The 18,886-nt window shown below is 59.0% G+C and carries 19 protein-coding genes; 7 read left to right on the forward strand and 12 right to left on the reverse strand.

Annotated elements, in window-relative coordinates; all coding sequences use genetic code 11:
* Positions 1 to 6: 6 nt before the first annotated feature.
* The 3 genes from VL130_RS17865 to VL130_RS17875 are packed head-to-tail and all read right to left on the reverse strand — an operon-like array spanning position 7 to position 2,966.
* On the reverse strand, positions 7 to 837 hold the full coding sequence (locus tag VL130_RS17865) for an amidohydrolase family protein (protein ID WP_325365070.1): 831 nt from the start codon (positions 835 to 837) through the stop codon (positions 7 to 9).
* Positions 834 to 1,784, reverse strand: a complete 951-nt coding sequence (locus VL130_RS17870) for an aldo/keto reductase (protein ID WP_325365072.1) — start codon at positions 1,782 to 1,784, stop codon at positions 834 to 836. Before VL130_RS17870 ends, VL130_RS17865 begins: the two co-directional genes overlap by 4 nt.
* A 42-nt stretch (positions 1,785 to 1,826) precedes the next feature.
* Positions 1,827 to 2,966 (reverse strand): mandelate racemase/muconate lactonizing enzyme family protein, encoded by a 1,140-nt coding sequence (locus VL130_RS17875; protein WP_325365074.1) that lies wholly within the window; start codon positions 2,964 to 2,966, stop codon positions 1,827 to 1,829.
* Positions 2,967 to 3,258: 292 nt separating this feature from the next.
* Between VL130_RS17875 and VL130_RS17880 the strand changes: the two genes are divergently transcribed.
* Positions 3,259 to 3,996 carry a FadR/GntR family transcriptional regulator gene (locus tag VL130_RS17880; RefSeq protein WP_325365076.1) on the forward strand — a complete coding sequence of 246 codons (738 nt, stop codon included), beginning with the start codon at positions 3,259 to 3,261 and terminating at the stop codon, positions 3,994 to 3,996.
* A 137-nt stretch (positions 3,997 to 4,133) separates the two neighbouring features.
* Here the strand turns inward: VL130_RS17880 and VL130_RS17885 are convergent, their stop codons facing one another.
* Positions 4,134 to 5,654, reverse strand: a complete 1,521-nt coding sequence (locus VL130_RS17885) for a rhamnogalacturonidase (RefSeq protein WP_325365078.1) — start codon at positions 5,652 to 5,654, stop codon at positions 4,134 to 4,136.
* Positions 5,651 to 7,768 carry a right-handed parallel beta-helix repeat-containing protein gene (locus VL130_RS17890; protein ID WP_325365080.1) on the reverse strand — a complete coding sequence of 706 codons (2,118 nt, stop codon included), beginning with the start codon at positions 7,766 to 7,768 and terminating at the stop codon, positions 5,651 to 5,653. The genes VL130_RS17885 and VL130_RS17890 overlap by 4 nt, the downstream gene beginning before the upstream one ends.
* Before the next feature lie 226 nt (positions 7,769 to 7,994).
* On the opposite strand from VL130_RS17890, the gene VL130_RS17895 reads away from it, so the two are divergent.
* Positions 7,995 to 8,570 carry a lipid-binding SYLF domain-containing protein gene (locus VL130_RS17895; protein ID WP_325365082.1) on the forward strand — a complete coding sequence of 192 codons (576 nt, stop codon included), beginning with the start codon at positions 7,995 to 7,997 and terminating at the stop codon, positions 8,568 to 8,570.
* 106 nt (positions 8,571 to 8,676) lie between these two features.
* On the opposite strand, the gene ribF is transcribed toward VL130_RS17895, so the two are convergent.
* Positions 8,677 to 9,654 (reverse strand): riboflavin biosynthesis protein RibF, encoded by a 978-nt coding sequence (gene ribF / locus VL130_RS17900; protein WP_325365084.1) that lies wholly within the window; start codon positions 9,652 to 9,654, stop codon positions 8,677 to 8,679.
* Between the two features lie 4 nt (positions 9,655 to 9,658).
* On the reverse strand, positions 9,659 to 10,084 hold the full coding sequence (locus VL130_RS17905) for a MaoC family dehydratase (protein ID WP_325365086.1): 426 nt from the start codon (positions 10,082 to 10,084) through the stop codon (positions 9,659 to 9,661).
* Positions 10,085 to 10,348: 264 nt separating this feature from the next.
* Between VL130_RS17905 and VL130_RS17910 the strand changes: the two genes are divergently transcribed.
* The 3 genes from VL130_RS17910 to VL130_RS17920 all read left to right on the forward strand — a co-directional run bounded on the left by VL130_RS17910 (position 10,349) and on the right by VL130_RS17920 (position 12,339).
* Positions 10,349 to 10,729 carry a response regulator gene (locus VL130_RS17910; protein WP_349255491.1) on the forward strand — a complete coding sequence of 127 codons (381 nt, stop codon included), beginning with the start codon at positions 10,349 to 10,351 and terminating at the stop codon, positions 10,727 to 10,729.
* Positions 10,730 to 10,786: 57 nt separating this feature from the next.
* Entirely contained in the window at positions 10,787 to 11,755 is a 969-nt protein-coding gene (locus VL130_RS17915; protein ID WP_325365090.1) for a protein phosphatase CheZ, read from the forward strand.
* Positions 11,756 to 11,880: 125 nt separating this feature from the next.
* On the forward strand, positions 11,881 to 12,339 hold the full coding sequence (locus tag VL130_RS17920) for a GNAT family N-acetyltransferase (RefSeq protein WP_325365092.1): 459 nt from the start codon (positions 11,881 to 11,883) through the stop codon (positions 12,337 to 12,339).
* Here VL130_RS17920 and VL130_RS17925 read toward each other — a convergent pair.
* From VL130_RS17925 to VL130_RS17935, 3 genes are all read right to left on the reverse strand, one after another.
* Positions 12,336 to 13,232, reverse strand: a complete 897-nt coding sequence (locus VL130_RS17925; RefSeq protein ID WP_325365094.1) for a TIGR01459 family HAD-type hydrolase — start codon at positions 13,230 to 13,232, stop codon at positions 12,336 to 12,338. The two genes, VL130_RS17920 and VL130_RS17925, sit on opposite strands and share 4 nt — an antisense overlap.
* A 73-nt stretch (positions 13,233 to 13,305) precedes the next feature.
* Positions 13,306 to 14,565, reverse strand: coding sequence for a DUF3422 domain-containing protein (locus VL130_RS17930; protein WP_325365096.1), 1,260 nt, complete (start codon positions 14,563 to 14,565; stop codon positions 13,306 to 13,308).
* 95 nt (positions 14,566 to 14,660) lie between these two features.
* Positions 14,661 to 15,143, reverse strand: a complete 483-nt coding sequence (locus VL130_RS17935) for a polyhydroxyalkanoate granule-associated phasin (protein ID WP_325365098.1) — start codon at positions 15,141 to 15,143, stop codon at positions 14,661 to 14,663.
* 173 nt (positions 15,144 to 15,316) lie between these two features.
* On the opposite strand from VL130_RS17935, the gene VL130_RS17940 reads away from it, so the two are divergent.
* Both VL130_RS17940 and VL130_RS17945 read left to right on the forward strand, forming a co-directional pair.
* Positions 15,317 to 15,523: a hypothetical protein gene (locus VL130_RS17940; RefSeq protein WP_325365100.1), complete on the forward strand. Its 207-nt coding sequence runs from the start codon at positions 15,317 to 15,319 to the stop codon at positions 15,521 to 15,523.
* A gap of 133 nt (positions 15,524 to 15,656) precedes the next feature.
* Positions 15,657 to 16,127 (forward strand): hypothetical protein, encoded by a 471-nt coding sequence (locus VL130_RS17945; RefSeq protein WP_325365102.1) that lies wholly within the window; start codon positions 15,657 to 15,659, stop codon positions 16,125 to 16,127.
* A gap of 64 nt (positions 16,128 to 16,191) precedes the next feature.
* On the opposite strand, the gene VL130_RS17950 is transcribed toward VL130_RS17945, so the two are convergent.
* Positions 16,192 to 16,866 (reverse strand): hypothetical protein, encoded by a 675-nt coding sequence (locus VL130_RS17950; protein WP_325365104.1) that lies wholly within the window; start codon positions 16,864 to 16,866, stop codon positions 16,192 to 16,194.
* Positions 16,867 to 16,977: 111 nt separating this feature from the next.
* Positions 16,978 to 18,819: a phosphomethylpyrimidine synthase ThiC gene (thiC, locus tag VL130_RS17955; protein ID WP_325365106.1), complete on the reverse strand. Its 1,842-nt coding sequence runs from the start codon at positions 18,817 to 18,819 to the stop codon at positions 16,978 to 16,980.
* Positions 18,820 to 18,886: the final 67 nt, after the last annotated feature.

An 18,886-nucleotide genomic window follows, 5' to 3' on the forward strand; every position in this document is an offset into this window, starting at 1 on the left:
TTATTCTTATACGCAGTAAACGCGCCGGGCGGTCCGTGACCACACCTGTTCTTGTTCGTCTGCCGTCAGATGACTGAGCGCTGCCGTCACAACGGCTTGCCAGCGTGAATAGCCACCGGCCAGATCGACCACCGGCCAGTCGCCGCCGAACAGGCAGCGCGATGGGCCAAAGGCTTTCAGGGCGTGGTCGAGCCAGGGACGGAGCTGTTCGGGTGTCCAGTTTTCCCAATCGGCCTCGGTCGGCAGGCCGGAGAGTTTGCAGAACACATTAGGCATGTCCGACAGGGCATTGATTTCATTTGCCCAATCATTGGACTGAATATCCACGCGATGCGTCCTGATGTCTGGTTTGCCAAGATGATCCAGAATTACACGGGCATCGGGAACGGCCCCGAACAGATGCGTGAGCGCCTGGCGTAATTCCGGTAATTGCCGCGCCCGGATGCACATATCGAGGCTGAAGCCAGCCTGCGCTGCGGCGATCATACCGGCCAGATAGCCTTCGGAGGTCATGAAGCCGTCCGGTTCATTTTGCGCATTTCGACGGATGCCGACGACATTGGGTTTGGCTTTCAGTGCCGTGATATGCGGTGTGTCCCCTATTTCCAGCGGGGCATAGGCGACGATACCGAGAATGGGAAAATTGAGGCTGTTGATCCAGTCAACCTCTGCCAGTGCCTCGGCGCAATCGGCCTGAATGAAGATCGCGCTTTCAATATCGACGCCAGCGCCCGCCAATTCTGCCGGTCCCATGCGACCACTGATCGACGGCACATATTGCAGCCAGTCGTAGGTCAGGTGTTCCGGGTTCCAGAAATGCAGATGCGCGTCGATCATTTGCCGGCCTTGCCGCCATTTCCGGGCAACACATCCCAGCCCTTGTCCAGCACTGGCGCGAGAATGGCCTCGACCCGCGCCAGAAGTTCTTGATCAATCAGGGCTTCGAGCGCAGCGGCGTTATCGCGCATATTGGCGGGGCTGGACGAGCCGATCACGGTCGTCGCCATGCCGTTTTTCACCGCCCCTTGCAGGGCAAATTGCAGGGCCAGTTTCGAGATGTCGGTGCCGGCTTCGACGCAGATTCGTGCCGCTTCCGCCGCGGCGGCATGAACCGATGGATGACCGGGATGCCAGTCAGGCGGACCGCGGCGCGTCAACAATCCCATGCCGAGCGGCGAGGCATTGAAGACGCTGATGCCGTGGCCTTGCAGGCGTTTGGCGACCGGCGCCAGGCGCTGGTCCTGCAAGGTGTAGGTGCAATAGGCCATGACCGTATCGACCTGTTGCTCGACGGCGACCTTTTCCAGCAAGGCGAGGTCATAGCCGGTGATGCCGACAAAACCGATAACGCCCTGGCGTTTCAGGTCATGCAGGGTGGGGATGGCCTCATCGATCAACTGTTGATAGTCGCCCATTTCGATATCGTGACATTGCAGCACATCGATGCGGCCGGATTTCAGACGGCCAAGGCTTTCATCCAGGCTGCGCAAGGTGGCTTCGCGCGAAAAATCCCAGTCCTTGTCGCCGTAACGGCCGATCTTGGTGGCCAGCACATAGGTGTCGCGCGGTACGCCTTGCAGGGCATGGCCGAGCGCGGTCTCCGCCTTGGTCAGGCCGTAATAGGGGGCGACGTCGATGAAGTTGACGCCCAGTTCCAGCGCCGTTTGGACGGTTTCATCGGCATTGGTTTGTGAGACTTCGGAATAGACGCTGCCGAGCGACGCCGCGCCAAGGGCAAGCGCGGATATGGCCGGACCGTTTGTTCCGAGGGGAGTGGTTTCCATAATGTCCTGCAAATTTATATATTTATTGAAGCCAGCGAAGAATTAGCTTTCAGGCACCAGTCGCAGACCAGCGCGGCTTGGGCGAACATGCGGGCCGCCGGCGACATTCCATTGGCCGGACTGGCGTTTGGCGGCAATCGCCGTTTCATCGACCTCAATGCCGAGACCGGGCTTGTCGCCAAGTATGATGCCACCGTCAGCGATTTCCTGATCGACGGTCAGGCCATAGGGAATTTTCCAGTCCTGGACCTCGACGGTCAGCAGGTTGGGCACGGCCGCGGCGGCGTGGGCCACCGGATTGCCATTATAGCCGACCGGCGAAACGGGCAGATTATGCGCATGAGCCGCCATGGCGACACGGTTGAAATGGGTGATGCCCCACACCATGCCGGCCTGGACCACATCGACCGCACCGGCGGTGAAAAGCGGCAGGTATTGATCAAGACCGGTCAGGTTTTCGCCGGTCGCCACTGCGCACTTGCTGGTGCGGGTGATGACCGCGTGGCCTTCGGCATCCCAGCGGCGCACGGGTTCCTCGATCCAGGTCAGGTCAAGATGCTGTTCGATCTCGGCGATATGGCGTACGGCCTGTTTGCGCGACCACGACTCGTTGACATCAAACATGATGGCGGGGCGTGGCGTATTGCGTTTCAGCACCTCACGAACGCCGAGCATCCGGCGGATATCGTGGTCGATGTCGCGCCCCCCCTTGATCTTGGCCGAAGTATAGCCGCGATCGGCCCATTCGCCGTATAACTTATAGAGGTCGTCGTCTTCCAGGCCCATGCACAGGCCGGAGGCATAGCCGGGTACGAAGCGGTCGCGTCCACCAAGCGTCCGCCACAGCGGTTCATTGGCCATCTTGGCCTTCAGGTCCCACAGGGCCATATCGACGGCGCCGATGGCGCCATAGGTGGCGCCGGCGTGGCCGCTCTTGAACACATGGGCGAGCATCCGGTCGTAAAGTGCTGAAACCGCACGCGGATCTTCGCCTTCGATCGCCGGAAACACGCGGGCGATATCGGCGTGCGCGCCCAGGCCCACGCCAGTGATGCCTTCGTCGGTTTCGAGTAAAAGGATGGGCACATCGGTAATGCCGGAACGCACCAGCCCGTTGACATCGCCGATCGGCCGACCCCAATCATGAACCGTAGTGAGGCTGCGATAGCCGGTAATCTTCATCTGGGGTCTTTCTCGTCAACGCCTCCACAAGCGGTATCTTCCCGCAATGTGAAGTTATAATATGTATGATGAAATCTAACACTGGTGTTTTCACTTGGCAAGCGATGAATTGACGGGGGCAGGCCTTTGAAAAGGTAAGTCTTTGAAAAAGCGCTGTAATAGGACTTGCAGAAGGCTGGAAAATATATGACATATTCTCAATTAAGAAGGGTCGCGGCAAAATTGAAAGCCATGCCGGTTTTCCGTATTCCGTGATAAGCTCATCCAGAATCGACTCTTGAGGTTAAGACGCTTGAATACCACCGTAGCCTTTTCCGCCCGCAATGCCCGCCGTCGTCCGCGCCTCGCCGTGGCCGTTGTTGAAGACCTGGTGACCGCCATCGTGACGGAGGTCTATCCCGCCGGTTCGGCCCTGCCGCCGGAAAATGTGTTGTGCGATATGTTCGAGGTCAGCCGCACGGTCATCCGCGAGGCGACCACCGCCATGACGGAAAAGGGCCTGGTGATCTCGCAGCAGGGGCGCGGCACGATCGTGCAGGATTCGTCGCACTGGAGCCTGCTTGATCCGATGGTGCTCGGCGCGCTTTTCCAGCGTGACGACGGCCTGAGCTATCTCGACAACCTGATCGAAATCCGTGTGACGCTGGAAGCCTCGATGGCGTCCAAGGCGGCCAGGAAGGCGACGCCTGAAGAGGTCGCCGAACTGACGACGCAGATGGAGATACTGGAAAGCCTGATCCAGACGCCGGCCGGCTATGTCCATGAAGACGTGAAGTTCCACGACATCATTATGCGGATTTCGGGTGACCGGCTGAGCGAAGCCATTATCAACAGTATTCAGGGCAAGGCGCTGAAAAACCTGAACTATTCCGGCAAGCTAAATGTCGAGCATATCAAGGAGACCCATGCCGCGCATACGGAGGTCTACCAGGCGATCCTGAAACATGACGGTGATGCAGCGGCCAAGGCCATGCGCGACCATATCGAAGGGTCGTGGAAGAAGCGCCGCCCAACGAGTTTGAAGGGGTAAACTATTCTCCTCCCCTGCGAAGCGGGGGAGGTGGCGCGGCGTAGTCCGCGACGGAGGGGGCAACACTGCCGTCCTTTCGCCCCCTCCGTCAGCGACATCGGCTCTTCGAGCCTCGCGCTGACACCTCCCCAGATAAATCAAGGGAGGAGAGTTGTCTCCGAACCATTCTTTTGGACAACAGTGTTCGCAGCGAAACCGCTGATTCGGCCACCTTTTACGTCATCCAGCACGATCGCCGGGCGGGCATCGGGTTTTTCGACATCGAACGTGCAGTCCCTGAGGCTCAGGCCGCGTGCATTGCGCCCGTAGAAACCATAGGCGGGCAGGGTGCCCATGAAGCTGACCTCAAGGCTGGATTCGCGCTTTTCCTTTGGCGTCCGCGCCGCGTCTTCCGCCGTGCCGCCACCGGAGCTGAGCACGTGCACGTCTGAGAAGCTGACATCCATCACCGGCGCATCGGGAATACCCTGGACGCCGCACGGATAGCGGCCATCGGCGCCGGAAACCTGAATATTGTCGAACCGCACCCGCCGGCAGGCGCCGACCGTCGTGCCGGCAGGCGCCCGCAAACGCGCCGCCTGCCTGACAAACAGCGGGTGATTGACCGGATTACGCAGGATGATGTTGGAGACGACGACATCTTCCAGCACACCGCCATCGACCACGCCGACCAGAATGCCGCGCGTATTCTCGCAACTGCAATCGCTGATCTGGATATTGCGAAAGCCGCCATTGCTCTCGGTGCCGAGCTTGATGCGGCCGAGCACGCCCATGTCATCGACTGAGCGGTAGTCCGACAGGCGGTAGCTGCCGTCGAGCACCGATCCGGTCTCAAAACCTGAGGTATGGCAATTGGTTATGCTGATATTCTCACAAGTCACCTTACGGCCGAGCGCATAACTGGCCTTGACCACAATGCCGTCGTCGTGCGGGGCATTGACCCGGCAGTTGGTGACGCGCACATCGCGGCAGCAATCAATATCGATGCCGTCGCGGTTGGTATCGACCGTGATATTGTCGATGGTGGCGTTGGTGCAGCCGAGCAGATGGCAGGCGAAGTGCCCGCCCTGCAGGATGGTGACATCGCGGACCAGCACATTGCGGCAATTCTTCAGGCCAATGGCGCGGATGCCCTTGCCCTGCATGGCGATTTCCTTGGGATCTGCCGAACGTGGCGCGATCCAGCCGCTGACGCCATGCCAGCGCGCGCCGGAATCCTCGCGCACCAGTCCCTTGCCGAAGATCATCCCGCGCCCGATGATCGACACATCACTGGCGCCGTCGGCATAGATCAGGCTGCAATGGAACTGGGTGATGCCGAAATCCTGGAACTGTTCGGGCAAGTCGGCTTCGGCAAGGTCATAGCCGCCCTTGTTGAGCACCGGATCGGCGGCTTCCAGCACGCAGCCTTCGGCGAGCAAAAGTGTAATCTTGTCAAGCAGGCGGATGGAAAAGCTGAGGTAATGCCCTGCCGGCAAAAGCACCGTACCACCGCCGGCCTTGCTGGCGGCTGCGATCGCTGTATTGATGGCGGCGGTATCAAGCGTTAGCCCGTCGCCGCGCGCACCGAAATCACGGACATCGAAAAGGCCGTGGGCGGCTAAAGCCGGCAGGGCGAATAAAGCCGCCGCGCCGGTCAGGAGAGCGCGCCGGATCATTGCGGCTTCCTGATCTTTTCAGCCACTGGCGAGCCGTCCGGCTTCGGCCAGTCAACCGGCTTGGCGCGCGGCTTGACGTCGCCGAATTCGACCGGGCCGGCTTCGGGCATGATGCCGGCATTGGCCATGACCTGCTTCGCTTCGTCCGGCCATTTGCCGTCGGTGATCAGGTGGTCATCGACGATCAGATCTTCCTGATAGGCGCTCCAGATGCCCCCGGTCTTGGTGGTGTTGTGCCAGTTGCCACGGGCGGTATTGTTGGTTGAGGTGCGCAGCGGCAGGGCGGAACGGGCGGTGTTGATGTTCAGCCACTGGCTGGCGTCCTCAACCACATTGTTGCGCGCCAGAATGCCGCGCGAGCCTTCGTCGAAATAGAGAGCGATGCGATCGCCGATATCGAAGACATGGTTTTCGGCGAAGACACAATCCGGGCAGGCGCCGAGATTGTAGATCGCCCCGCCGTCCGCGAAGAGCTGCTTGACCTTGTAGACGCGGTTGAAGCCGACGAAGACATCCTTGTGCGTGGTCGGGGTGTCGTAAACCGGATTGCCGCCGCCGCCCTGGGCCACCGTGCCGTAGCCGCGCTGGCGGGTGCGGTAATTCGGGTTGCCGCCGGCATCGACATAGCCCCAGCCGTAGCCGACATCGATGGCGTCATAGGGCGCGCCGGAAATGTCGTTATGGATGATGACCGTGTTCCACACATAGGTGGAGAGGATGGCCGAATTGTCCTTGTAGTCCTGGCTGATGTTCTGGATCAGGTTGTTTTCGATCACCAGTTGCCGGTTGGTCAGTTTTGGATCGGACGGATGGTGGGCATCGGGCAGGACGCCGCCCGACAAAATCGCCCCGCCGGCCAGGTCGGTGAAGACATTGCGCGACACCACGATATCGGCCGTGGCCAGCCCTTGCCCGGAGAGGTTGGCGTTCTTGTCATTGCCGATGCCGAGCGCATACTGGCCGAGATGAGCGAAGACATTGCCGTCGAGTACGATATGTTCGGCGGCGGCGAACTGCACGGCGGCCGGGGTCTGGTGCCAGGTATTGCGCACCGTCTCGAATTCCGGGCATCCGGTCTTGCAGACCTCCAGCACGTTCTTGGGGAAGGCGGCGGCCCTGCCGGTCAGGAAGGAGCCGCTCTGCTGGCTGGCGAAGCCTTCCGGCGACGACGGTCCCATCCAGGATGTGTAGGAGAATTGCAGGCCGGTGAAGCTCAGGTCGGAAATCGGCGCATCGGGTGTGCCGGCGGCGCTGACCAGCACCTCAAGACGCGGCAGGACGACTTTGGCCGTGCGCATGTCGGCGCCATCGGCCGGCTTGTAATAGAGCTTTCCGGCGGCCGGATCGATATACCACTGGTTCGCTTTCGTCAGGAAAGCCAGGCTGTTTTGCAGCAGCAGGTGCGATAATTCAGGATGGAACGGGTAGGGGATGCTGTCATAGCCCCAGATGTTATTCGACCAGGCGGGTTGCTGCATGGTGATCGTATTGCCGGTGATTTTCTCGACCGGCGAAAAACGCGAGGTGAAGAAGCCCTGGCTCTCGACCTCGATACGGTGCTGGTCGGGCAGGGCGGCCAGATTCAGGCTGGCATCTTTGAGGACCATGCCCGTTTCGGTGAAGGTCACGGTATCGCGCGAAATCTCTATCTGGGCGCGTTCGGCCAGTTTATCATTGACCCAGAGCTGGCGGCTGTCCGTGCCCTTCGGCACATCGGCGACATAGATGTGCTTGGCGGCGTCATGAACTTTCCAGCCGGTGACGCCTACGCCGCCGGAGAGCACCGGGCGGGCTTGCGGCGCCGCCTTCCAGACGACACTGAAACCCTTCTGGCCGCCATCGGCCTGGGTGAAGATCAGTGGCGCGGTCAACGGATAGACGCCATCGGCCAGGATAACGGTGATGTCGCCGCCGGCATTTGCCGCCCGGACGGCTTTCTGCGCACGCGGCAGGGTCTTGAAAGGATGCGCCCCCGAACCGTCCGCGGTGTCGTCACCGCTTGGCGACACATAGATATCGCTGTGTGGATGCGTCCATTTGGTCTGGGCCTGCGCGGGCAGAACTACGGCGAAAGCCAGTATGGCTGCGAGGGTAAGGTAACGGTCGGCTGGCATTATCATCTCCCACTTTATGTGAAGCGGTGGTCGGTGCCCCGCATCGGTATGCTAACCACATCAAACATAATACATCATATGTCAAGTCTTCGGTCTGTTAACGAAAGCTTACATGATCCTGACTTTTTACCGGCCCCCTTCGCATGGCAACACTACGAGAAAGCTGGATATAACGATGGTCAGCCGGTTTCACCTTGAGGCCATAACCCATCCGAGGATACCGTTCATGTTCAAACTCCGCACCCTGACCACATCCGGTTTCGCTCTGGCGTTGGCCCTGACCACCACGGCGATGATCCCCGCCATCGTGCCACAGGTCGCCGAGGCCGCCTCAAAGGCCGATATCAACGCTGATTCCCAGGCCGCCCTCAATTCGCTCTATGCCGGCAACCCGACCGCCAAGCTGATCGGCAGCCGCGCCAAGGCCATCCTGATCTTCCCCAGTATCGTCAAGGCCGGACTGGTCTTTGGTGGCGCCTATGGGGAGGGTGAATTGCTGGCCGATGGCCGTGTCGAGAATTATTACAACTCCTTTTCCGGCTCATGGGGCTTGCAGGCCGGCGCGCAGTCTTACGGCTATGCGGTCTTCCTGATGACCGACAGCGCCGTTAAATACCTGCATGACAGTTCGGGCATTGAAATCGGCGTCGGCCCGACCGTGGTCGTGGTCGATGAGGGCGTGGCCCGCAACCTCTCGACCTCGACCCTGAAAGACGACGCCTACGCCTTTATCTTCGACCAGAAAGGCCTGATGGCCGGTGTTTCCATTGAAGGCACCAAGATATCCAAGATCAAGCAATAGCATACCCCTGGCTATCTGATCTTGTTATGAGTCCTCTGATTTCTCCCTGGTCAGAGGACTCTTTTTTTGACAGAAGACGCATCCACATAAGTATCTGTGGAGCACCTTACTTTTTCAGAAAGTAATTCCGCGCCTTGGCGGCGTCGTTCTGGATTTCCAACTTCATCTCGTCGAATGAGGCGAACCTGGCCTCCGGACGGATAAAGTCGAGCAGGGCGGTTTCGACCACCTGGCCGTATATCTCTTCACTGAAATCGAAGAGGTAGGTCTCCAGCAGTTCGACATCGCCGCCCACCGTCGGGCGGATGCCGATATTGCTGACACCATTGACCACCCGTCTGTTGGACAGGGTGGTTTGGGTGATGTAGATGCCGTAGCGCGGGCGCTGGTAATCGCCCAACGTCAGGTTGAGCGTCGGAAAGTCGATGGTGCGGCCCTGCTTGGCGCCGTGGATGACTTCGCCGAGATAGGCCTGCGGACGACCGAGAACCTCCGCCGCCAGCCTGGCGTCGCCGGCGAGAAGGGCCTCACGCACGGCCGAGGACGACAGCTTGTGGCCTTCGGCGTCGGTCTGGCAGGGCAGGATATCGGTAGTGAAACCCAGTTGCTCACCGAATTCCACCAGATCCTTGGCATGGCCGCCGCCGCGCTTGCCAAACTGGAAATCGAACCCGGCCGAGACGTGCGACAGTTTGAGATAGTCGCGCAGGATCAGCCGGGCGAAATCTTCCGCTGTCAGCGCCGACAAAATCGCATCGAAGCTCAGTACAAAAGCATAATCGACACCCAGCGCTTCAAAAGCGTGCAACTGCTGTGAAAGCTGCATCAGCCGGAAAGGCTTGCCGTCCTTATGAAAAAAGCTCTGCGGATGCGGATCGAAACAGATCACCGCCGACGGAACGCCTTTCGCCCTGGCTGCGGCAATGGCCGATTCGATGACATGCTGATGGCCAACATGAACGCCATCGAAGCTGCCGATGGCCGCGCTGGCGCCTTGAGGCAGGGGCGCATCGGCCAGCAACCCGTGGTTTGCGTCCACGCCGAGCGTAATAACCTTGATGGAGCGGGGCAGGAGGGGTGTCACAGACTTATGCAGGTCTCTTTGGAGCGATAACCACGGCGGTCCCGCTCAACATGGTCTTGTTTCGCACCTTGACAAGGGTAGACAGCGTGACATGGCCGGATTTCAGGTCGATTGCCTTGATGGTGACCTCGACGGTCGCTTCATCACCGGGACGGACGGCGCGTTTGAAGTCGAGCGTTTGCGACACATAGATCGAGCCACGGCCGGGGAGATCGCCGGCCAATGTCGCTGATATATAGGCGCCGAGCAACATGCCGTGGGCGATTCGGCCCTTGAACGGCGACTTCGCGGCGAAATCCTCGTCGACATGGACCGGATTATGGTCGGTCGAGACATCGGCGAAGGCGCGGATGGCGGCGTCATCGACGGTAAAGACGCGCGAGGCGGTTTGTTCCAGCGAAAGTTCATCAAGATAAAAGGCATTAGTCATGTAACTGCTCTAGTTCACGCCGGCAGGGCTGCCAAGGCCTTTTCCGCCCGAAAAACGTGCCGAAGCGGGACGAGAAAACAAAACCAGGGCAGAATTTTCACCATAAATCGTGGTTAATATAGGATATATCGTTGAAATATATCAATAAAATTTGCAAACGCTCTTAACCTGATTTTATCGTCTCACTCCTATTCTGATCCCGTACAGAAGGAAGGGCCTGCACATTGCAAGGCTCGCTTAGAAAAAGTGGGGCGTTACATGGCCATCGATATGTCCATGCCGGTCTTGGTAGTTGATGATTACAAGACCATGCTGCGGATCATTTCCAATCTGCTGAAGCAGTTGGGATTTGTAAATGTTGAGGAAGCGTCGGACGGCACCGAAGCGCTCGACAAGATGAAGAAGAGTTCCTATGGCCTGGTCATCTCCGACTGGAATATGGAACCGATGACGGGCTACGAACTGCTGCTCAAGGTTCGCGCCGATGATGGCCTCAAGCGCACACCGTTCATCATGGTCACCGCCGAAAGCAAAACGGAAAACGTTATTGCGGCCAAGAAAGCCGGTGTTAACAATTACATTGTTAAACCTTTCAATGCGGCGACTCTGAAACAAAAGATCACTGCCGTTCTGGGTGACTTCTAAGCCTGCGCGTGCAAACCGTCTCCCAAAGACACGTCTCGTCTAATAAGTAGGATTATCATGGCTCTGCCAGCATCAAAATCAGACGAAGGTTACGCGCCGGACGGGTTCGATCCCGCCATGATCGGCGAACTTGAGCCTAAGCTCATCAACCTGATGCAGCAATCCGAGGCGCTCGTGGCCCTGATGCGTGGCTTTTTCCAGCAACTGGACAAGCGGCGTTCGGAAGAGTTCAGCATCATCGCCGGCTATATCGCCAAGGCGAAAGAAGAAATCCGCGAAATGCGCCCTCACGACATTTCGCAGGAACGCATCCCGACAGCCGGCGCCGAACTCGAAGCCATTACCCGCGACACCGAAAACGCCACCCACACGATCATGAACTGCGCCGAAGCCATGATGGGTTTCTCGATCGGCCAGTTCGGCGGCGACGCCAGCGCCTACAAGAGCGCGGTTGACGATGAGGTCATGAAGATTTTCGAGGCCTGTTCCTTCCAGGACATTACCGGCCAGCGCGTGTCGAAGGTCGTCAATGTGCTCAAGCAGATCGAGGAACGCGTCGGCAAACTAGCCAATACCCTGGGTGTCGAGGATTCGACGCCGCAGGCAATGACCGCCGAAGAAAAGCGTCGTCACGACCTGCTGCTCAACGGTCCCGCCATCGGTGGTCCGGAAACCAAGCAGGACGCCATCGACGCCATGTTTGAGACCGGGTTCGACGCAGCCCCGGCTTACGAAGCGCCCGTAAAGCCTGACGCCCTGGCCGCGAAGGCCCCCGCAGCGGCCGCGCCGGTCGCCAAGGCCCCCGAACCCAAACCGGCCCCCGCGCCGGCCCCGAAACCAGCCCCTGTAGCAGCGGCCCCGGCTCCCAAGCCAGTGCCTGCGCCGGTCCCACAGGCTGCGGCGCCAGTGGTTGCCAAAGAGGCCGAAAGCAATTCCCAGGCGGATATCGACTCGATGTTCGATATCCCTGCGGAAGACATGGGTAAAACCAATTCGCAGGACGATATCGACGCCCTGTTCGACTAGATAAGCAAAGCGGCCACGAAGCGCGACAAGACGCTGATGGCAAGACATTTGTGATGGTGAAAACGCTCGATGGCCGGATGGCTGTCGGGCGTTTTGCTTTTCAGCAGAGGGTGTTATGACAGGCCATGTCCGATTTCCTGATCCGCCCGGTGACGCCGGAAGACTATGCGCAATGGCTGCCCCTATGGCTGGCCTATAACGCTTTTTATGGCCGTTCCGGCGCTACCGCCTTGCCGGATATCGTTACGCAGACGACGTGGGGACGCTTCCTCGATCCGGCTGAGCCGGTGTTTGCTCACGTGGCTGTCAAGGATGGAGAGATCGCCGGGCTGGCGCACTGTCTGTTTCACCGCTCGACCTCGGCGATCGAGATGAGCTGCTACCTGCAAGACCTCTTCACTCTGGAAGCGTACCGGGGGAAGGGGATCGCGCGCCGGCTGATCGAAGCCGTTTATGACGCGGCGAAACAGGCCGGTACGGCGCGGGTCTATTGGCACACACATGAGACCAATCGCACGGCGCAAAAACTGTATGACAAAGTGGCCCAGCGTTCGGGTTTTATCGTTTACCGGAAGGTGCTTTAGGCCTTCCAGCGCAGGGCGTCGGCTACATATTTGGCGTTGGCCATTTGCGTATCCAGCACGGCTTTCAACAGTAACGGATCGAGCTTGCCAGCGTCGTCGGTCGCTTCTGCGGCATGGATGCCGGCGGCAATGAAGATCAGATCAAGGCCCTGGCCATTGGCGCCCAGAACATCGGTCGGCAGGCCATCACCGATGGCGACGATGCGTGACTTGTCGTGCGGCTTGCCGGTGATCTTTTCGAGCGACTGATAACACAACTCATAGATCGGCGCGTAGGGCTTGCCAGCCATGATCACCGGACCGCCGAGGGAAGCATAGAGATCAGCCAGCGAACCGGCGCACATGATGATCTTGTCACCGCGCTGCACCACCTTGTCCGGATTGGCGCAGATCATGACGATATTGCGCCTGGCGGCGATGGTGAAAGCGTGCTGGTACTGTTCCAGAACATCGTTTTCATCGTCGAACGGGCCGGTGCAGGAGATGAAAGCCGCCGTTTCGGGCGTACCGCTGAGGTCGATATCGATGCCCTCATAGATAACGCCGTCGCGCTCAGGACCGACCTTCCACGCCGGTCCCTGCGAGGCGAATTTCTTCAGATATTCGCGGGTGGCGTCGCCCGACGAAATAACGTCGGAGAATCCATCCGAAAGAATACCTAGGCTGGCCAGTTGTTCGATCAGGCTGTCACGCGGGCGCGGCGAATTGGAGATCAGGATCACCGGGCCATGCTTGGCTTTGAACTCACGCAGGGCTTCGTAAGCGGTGGGGAAATGCTGGCGGCCATTGTGGATGACCCCCCAGATATCGCAGAAAACAGCGTCATATTGACCGGCAATATCAGACAATCCAGTCAGAAGAGTTGGACCGTTCAGAAGTTCAGGATGGGACATCGACTCACATTTTCTTACGCGGGAGGTTCCGCCTTCCATATCGGCAACCGACGGGGAGGGGAAGCCCGAAAGTCTACCCGTCCGAATGGCCGATGCTTTTCTTGCGCTGGTGAATGAACAGCCAGGCCAGGCCTAGGATCACGGCGATGATCGGCCCATAGAGCAGATGCGCCAGATGGGGATCGAGCAAGGGATCGATCATGTATTTGACCAGGCTGAAGATGTAATAGCCGACAGCGAAGATCGACAGCCCTTCCACAAGCGCCGACAGCTTCATCTGCAAGCGGGAGCGGACGTTCATGCTCTTGAGCAGGCTCTGGTTCTGCACCTCCAGCGAGATGGATATCCGCGCCCGCAGCAGGTCGCTGACCCGGCCGATGCGCGCGGAAATGTCATCCAGCCGCCGGGCAGCCGCCTCGCAGGTTCGCATGGCCGGTTGCAGCCGGCGTTCGATGAATTCCTGCATGGTCGAAAAGCCGGCGACGCGGGTTTCGCGCAGGGAGACCAGCCGGTCCTCGGTCAGGCGGGCATAAGCGTCGGTGGCGCCCTGGCGGAAGCGGACGGCGTTGACGCGCGCCTCGACTTCGGCGGAAAGGGCCATCAGGCGTTCGAGGAGTTGCTCCTGCGAAGCGCTCTGGCTGGCCATGTCCGAGGTCAGGGCCGCCAGCCGCGCCTCGGCCTCCTTGAGCCAGCCCATCAGATTGCGCGCCACCGGAAAGCCCAGCAGGGCCAGCTTGCGGTAATGGCCGATCTCGATTAGGGTTTGCAGCAGGCGCGAGGTCTCGTCGTTCTCCAGCCCCTTGTCCTGCACATAGATGCGACCGGCGCCGCCCTCGTGCATCCGGAAATCCGACCAGATACGCGCGGCGCCATCAAACACATCGCAGCACACCGCCTGAGTCAGGTCGATGACCTTTTGTAGCTGCGCCGGCTTGGGTTCATAAGGCAACACGGAGATTTCGACGCTGCGGAAGACCTCGCCCGGCGCGCCGGTGAGCCAGTCGAAATCGGCTGTGCGGATCTTGCAGAAGCCGAGATCGGCCCTGGTGGCGGCGGACAGCGAAATGTCGGCATCGTATTTCAGCCAGGTTGAGAATTCGCCGTGGCGCTCCCAGATTTGGCCGCTTGTCGCGCCGGAGGTCGCCAGCCGCCAGCGATCCGCATCACCCGCTTCCAGACTGTTTATCCAGTCCGTCTCGGCCGCCCGCTGGTCGTCGCTAACCAGATAGACCCAACTCCGCACGGCGACGGGCGTCTTGTAGATCGGCAGGGTGCGTTCGTGCATCAGGTCGCTGAGGGGCTGCCTCAGGTCGTGGTCGAGCGGGGATTTCATGTCAGGGCCGTGGCATATGTTATGGTTGCGGCCAGCATAGCAAGGTTCTTCGATCGGGAGTCATCAATTCCGGCTTCCAATCGCAACACATGGGATTAGCGCTTACCCAAGCGTTTGGCGTTGGCTGTGGCGCGCGAATGGATCGGCTTGAGCGTATCAAGCGCGCCATTGGCGGTCTGATCCGACAGGGTGGCCACGCTGTTGGCGGCCCGGCGCATTGACCGGCCAAGCTTCTGCTGGCGGGACATCGCCATCGGCAGGCTCGAACTGGTGGCGAGGTGGAACAGATCGGTCTGGACGGCCGCCATCTCGTTGAACATCTTCATCGCCGCGAACGGACTGAAGGCCATCATCGCCAGGGTGGCGGCCTGCATCGATTCGGTGACAGCCTCCATCTTCTCCTGCCCCATCAGGGTAAACTCCGCGGTGTCGTGCGCGCTGGGCGGAAAAGACGATTGCGCCATGCGCGTCGTGCGGTGGCCGATGACCTCCGCCGAGGCCAGCATCATGCCGGTGGTCTGCATGGCGAGATCGGTCCACAGGGCGAAGGGGTTCAGATAGGATGATTTGCGTGTCATGATCTCAACAAAGCGCACCGCGACATAAGAAAGCCATGCTGAACGTTCCAAATTTGTGAATTGACACTCAGCGGCATTTCAGAACAAACATTGAACAATAATGACCAACTCACCAGAAGGCGGGTTTTGTACGTGGGCCGGCCGGAGAAGCGCCTGCCCCGGTGAGTTTGAGTATGGATAGATTGATCGATTGCTGTTGGGTGGAACTGGAGGGAGACCTGCGTCCGCAACTGGTCATTCGCAAACGCCTGAAACCGCTCATTTTTGCTGTAGGCGAGTGGCTCTATGACGAATGTGGCACGCCCCTGGCGCATAATCCCGAAGCCCCGCGCATATTGATGATTCTGCATCCGCGTAGCCACGGCCGCCGCCGCGCCTGATTTTCCAATACGCTACTGTCACGGTCTGGCGGCGGTATGCGTATCGGCTGCGACCTGACGTATTAATGTAACTCAATACCGTAAAATAGAATATTTTATACTAATTTCATTGTGATGAGCGAGGGCGCGTTCTATGGAGCCGTACGGTTTCGTCCGGTTGGGCTTCCTCTCCGGGTTGCCGCAGGCTGGGCGTAAAGCGGGGCTGGTGTTGGCGCACCACCCCAACAGAACACCCCGCGACCGAAAGATCGCGGGGTGTTTTTTAGTCGATCATGTCGGCGACAAGGCGCTGCAATTCACGGCGGCTGAAGCCAACGGGCAGGGCGATGCGGTCAACCTTACGGGCGACCAGGCGCAGGTCAGGGCGCATATGCGCCGTCTGGATTTTGGTTTGGGTATACATAATAATCCTTTGCCGGCGGTTTCATCCATTGGACGTTTCCGGCGGTCAGTTCTTGTTAGGGCAATTGGAAATTCAATAGCCGGATGCACCGCTTATAAATCTGCGGCGATCGACGGGGATAATGTGAGAAAACTCATCCGGGCGCGGGGTCGTAAAGCCGAAGCGCCGCCGGAGATATCGGCGTTGATGGAAGTTATATAAACCCTGTCAGGCGAAATTACAAGTTGCCTGCGCAACTATGTGGCGTCGAGTGCCCTTGCATACTCTATTGACACTTCATAAGTCGTGCATCGTTCTGCGCTTTGAAGCCCGCGATTTTTTCGTTCAGGCTGTCCAAAGCCGTAAGATCTGCTTGAGAGAAAGATGTTGTCTTGCGTAAATCGACCAGATACGCGCTGAGATCTCGCAATTGAGTGTCGCCGTCGTGAGCGCGAGCGCAGATTGTTGTTGTATCATTTGCCTCTTGAGCTTTTAAAATGGCAGAGACATCATCCGTATATGCGCTCATATAGCCCCCGATCTTTTGTGTCATATCCCGTGTACCGGGGGCGGATTGCACCTTCGCTATCTCGCCGCTGCATATGGCTTGCGAGAGTGCCGTCATTTGCTGGATACTGGCCTTCACCTTATCCTGGATGGGTTGCAGAGTGGACGGATCGTAGTCGTTCTGGATCAGCTTTTCATGAAGGCTTGCAAGTTTCTGATCGGCCGTAGCTACTGAAAGCGAAGCCTGTTTTGCCAGGTCGCAGGCTTTTTTAGGGTCGCTGGTTGCCAGATTAATGGCGTCCTGAGCATCCTTGCCGGCAGGCATAAGATAAGCTTCGGTAATGGTTTTGACCTCTGTCTGAGGATCAAAGTCAGGCTGGGCGTGGGCCGTCGATGTAAGGGCTAATGATGTAATTGCCCATAACAAGGACATGCTGGCTTTGATGATTGTCATATTTCCCCCAAATTATTCTCCGACCATATCGTCGATAAATAGCACTGACAAGGTTGGTTCATTAGGCACAGTTCCACTTGACGGCAAAAGTGAAACTGTGCCTTCGCTCCGCTATCCCTTTGCTACGGCTATATCGATCTCCGAGCCGAGGGCGCGGAATTTCTGGCTCATATCTGCCATACCATTCTCAATATCCGCCCGTTCGTTATCGGTCATCGCGGCGGAGTAATCCCGCACCTCCTGACTGATCTTCATCGAGCAGAACTTCGGCCCGCACATCGAACAGAAGTGCGCCGTCTTGTGGGCTTCCTTCGGCAGGGTTTCGTCGTGGAAGGCGCGGGCGGTTTCCGGATCGAGCGCCAGGTTGAACTGGTCCTGCCAGCGGAACTCGAAGCGGGCGCGGCTCATGGCGTCGTCCCACATCTGGGCCCCCGGATGGCCCTTGGCGAGGTCGGCGGCATGGGCCGAGATCTTGTAGGTGATCACGCCGGTTTTCACATCGTCGCGGTTAGGCAAACCGAGGTGTTCCTTCGGCGTGACGTAGCACAGCATCGAGGTGCCGAACCAGCCGATCATGGCTGCGCCTATCCCTGAGGTGATGTGGTCATAGCCCGGTGCGATATCGGTCGTGAGTGGCCCTAAGGTATAGAAAGGCGCTTCGCCGCAGACCTTGAGTTGCTTATCCATATTGGCCTTGATCTTATGCATCGGCACATGGCCAGGGCCTTCGATCATCACCTGAACGCCCCTGGCCCAGGCGATCTTGGTCAGTTCACCGAGCGTGTCCAGTTCGGCGAACTGCGCGGCGTCATTGGCGTCGGCGATCGATCCGGGACGCAGGCCGTCACCTAAGCTAAACGACACGTCATAGGCGCGCATGATGTCGCAGATTTCCTCGAAATGCGTGTAGAGGAAGTTCTCCTTGTGGTGCGCCAGGCACCACTTGGCCATGATCGAGCCGCCGCGCGACACGATGCCGGTCACGCGCTTGGCGGTCAGGTGGACATAGGCCAGACGCACGCCGGCATGGATGGTGAAGTAATCGACGCCCTGCTGTGCCTGCTCGATCAGGGTGTCGCGATAGACCTCCCAGGTCAGGTCTTCGGCCACGCCATTGACCTTTTCCAGCGCCTGATAGATCGGCACGGTGCCGATGGGGGCGGGGGAATTGCGGATGATCCACTCGCGGATATTGTGGATATTGCGGCCGGTCGACAGGTCCATGACGTTATCGGCGCCCCAGCGGATGGCCCAGACCATCTTTTCGACTTCCTCTTCCATCGACGAGGTGACCGCCGAATTGCCAATATTGGCGTTGATCTTGACCAGGAAGTTGCGGCCGATGATCATCGGCTCGACCTCAGGGTGGTTGATGTTGGCGGGGATGATGGCCCGGCCGCGCGCCACTTCATCGCGGACGAATTCCGGCGTGACGTAATCGGGGATCGAGGCCCCAAAGTCTTCGCCGTCGCGGATTGTCTCGGCCTGTTCTTTCCGGCGCAGATTTTCCCGGATGGCGATATATTCCATCTCCGGCGTGATGATGCCCTGGCGGGCGTATTCGTATTGCGTGACCGACTTGCCGTCTTTGGCGCGCAACACCTTGGGCAGGTTGGGGAATTGCGGGGCCAGCGCGCCTTCGGAGACATTGCCGTTGTCTTCCGGCTTCACTTCGCGGGCTTCGATATATTCGACATCGCCGCGGTCCACGATCCACTGTTCGCGCAGGCGGGGCAGGCCTTTGGCGATGTCGGGCGTGAAGTTGGCGTCGGTATAGGGGCCGGAGGAATCGTAGATCGTCACCGGCGGTTCGTTGGCGCTTTCGTGCAGCGGCACCTCGCGGAAGGGCACACGAATATCGGGGAAGCGGACGCCGGGTTCATAGACCTTGCGCGAGCCGGGGATCGGTGAATTTTCTACTTTTATCGGCTTGGCGATAATGGGCTTATTCATGTGTGTTCCTCCACTTTGAATGAAGGATCACGCGTCAAAAGACGGGAGGCTTGCGGGTTTTCACGCC

Origin of the sequence: Asticcacaulis sp. (assembly GCF_035497195.1) — a bacterium.
Lineage (GTDB): Bacteria > Pseudomonadota > Alphaproteobacteria > Caulobacterales > Caulobacteraceae > Asticcacaulis.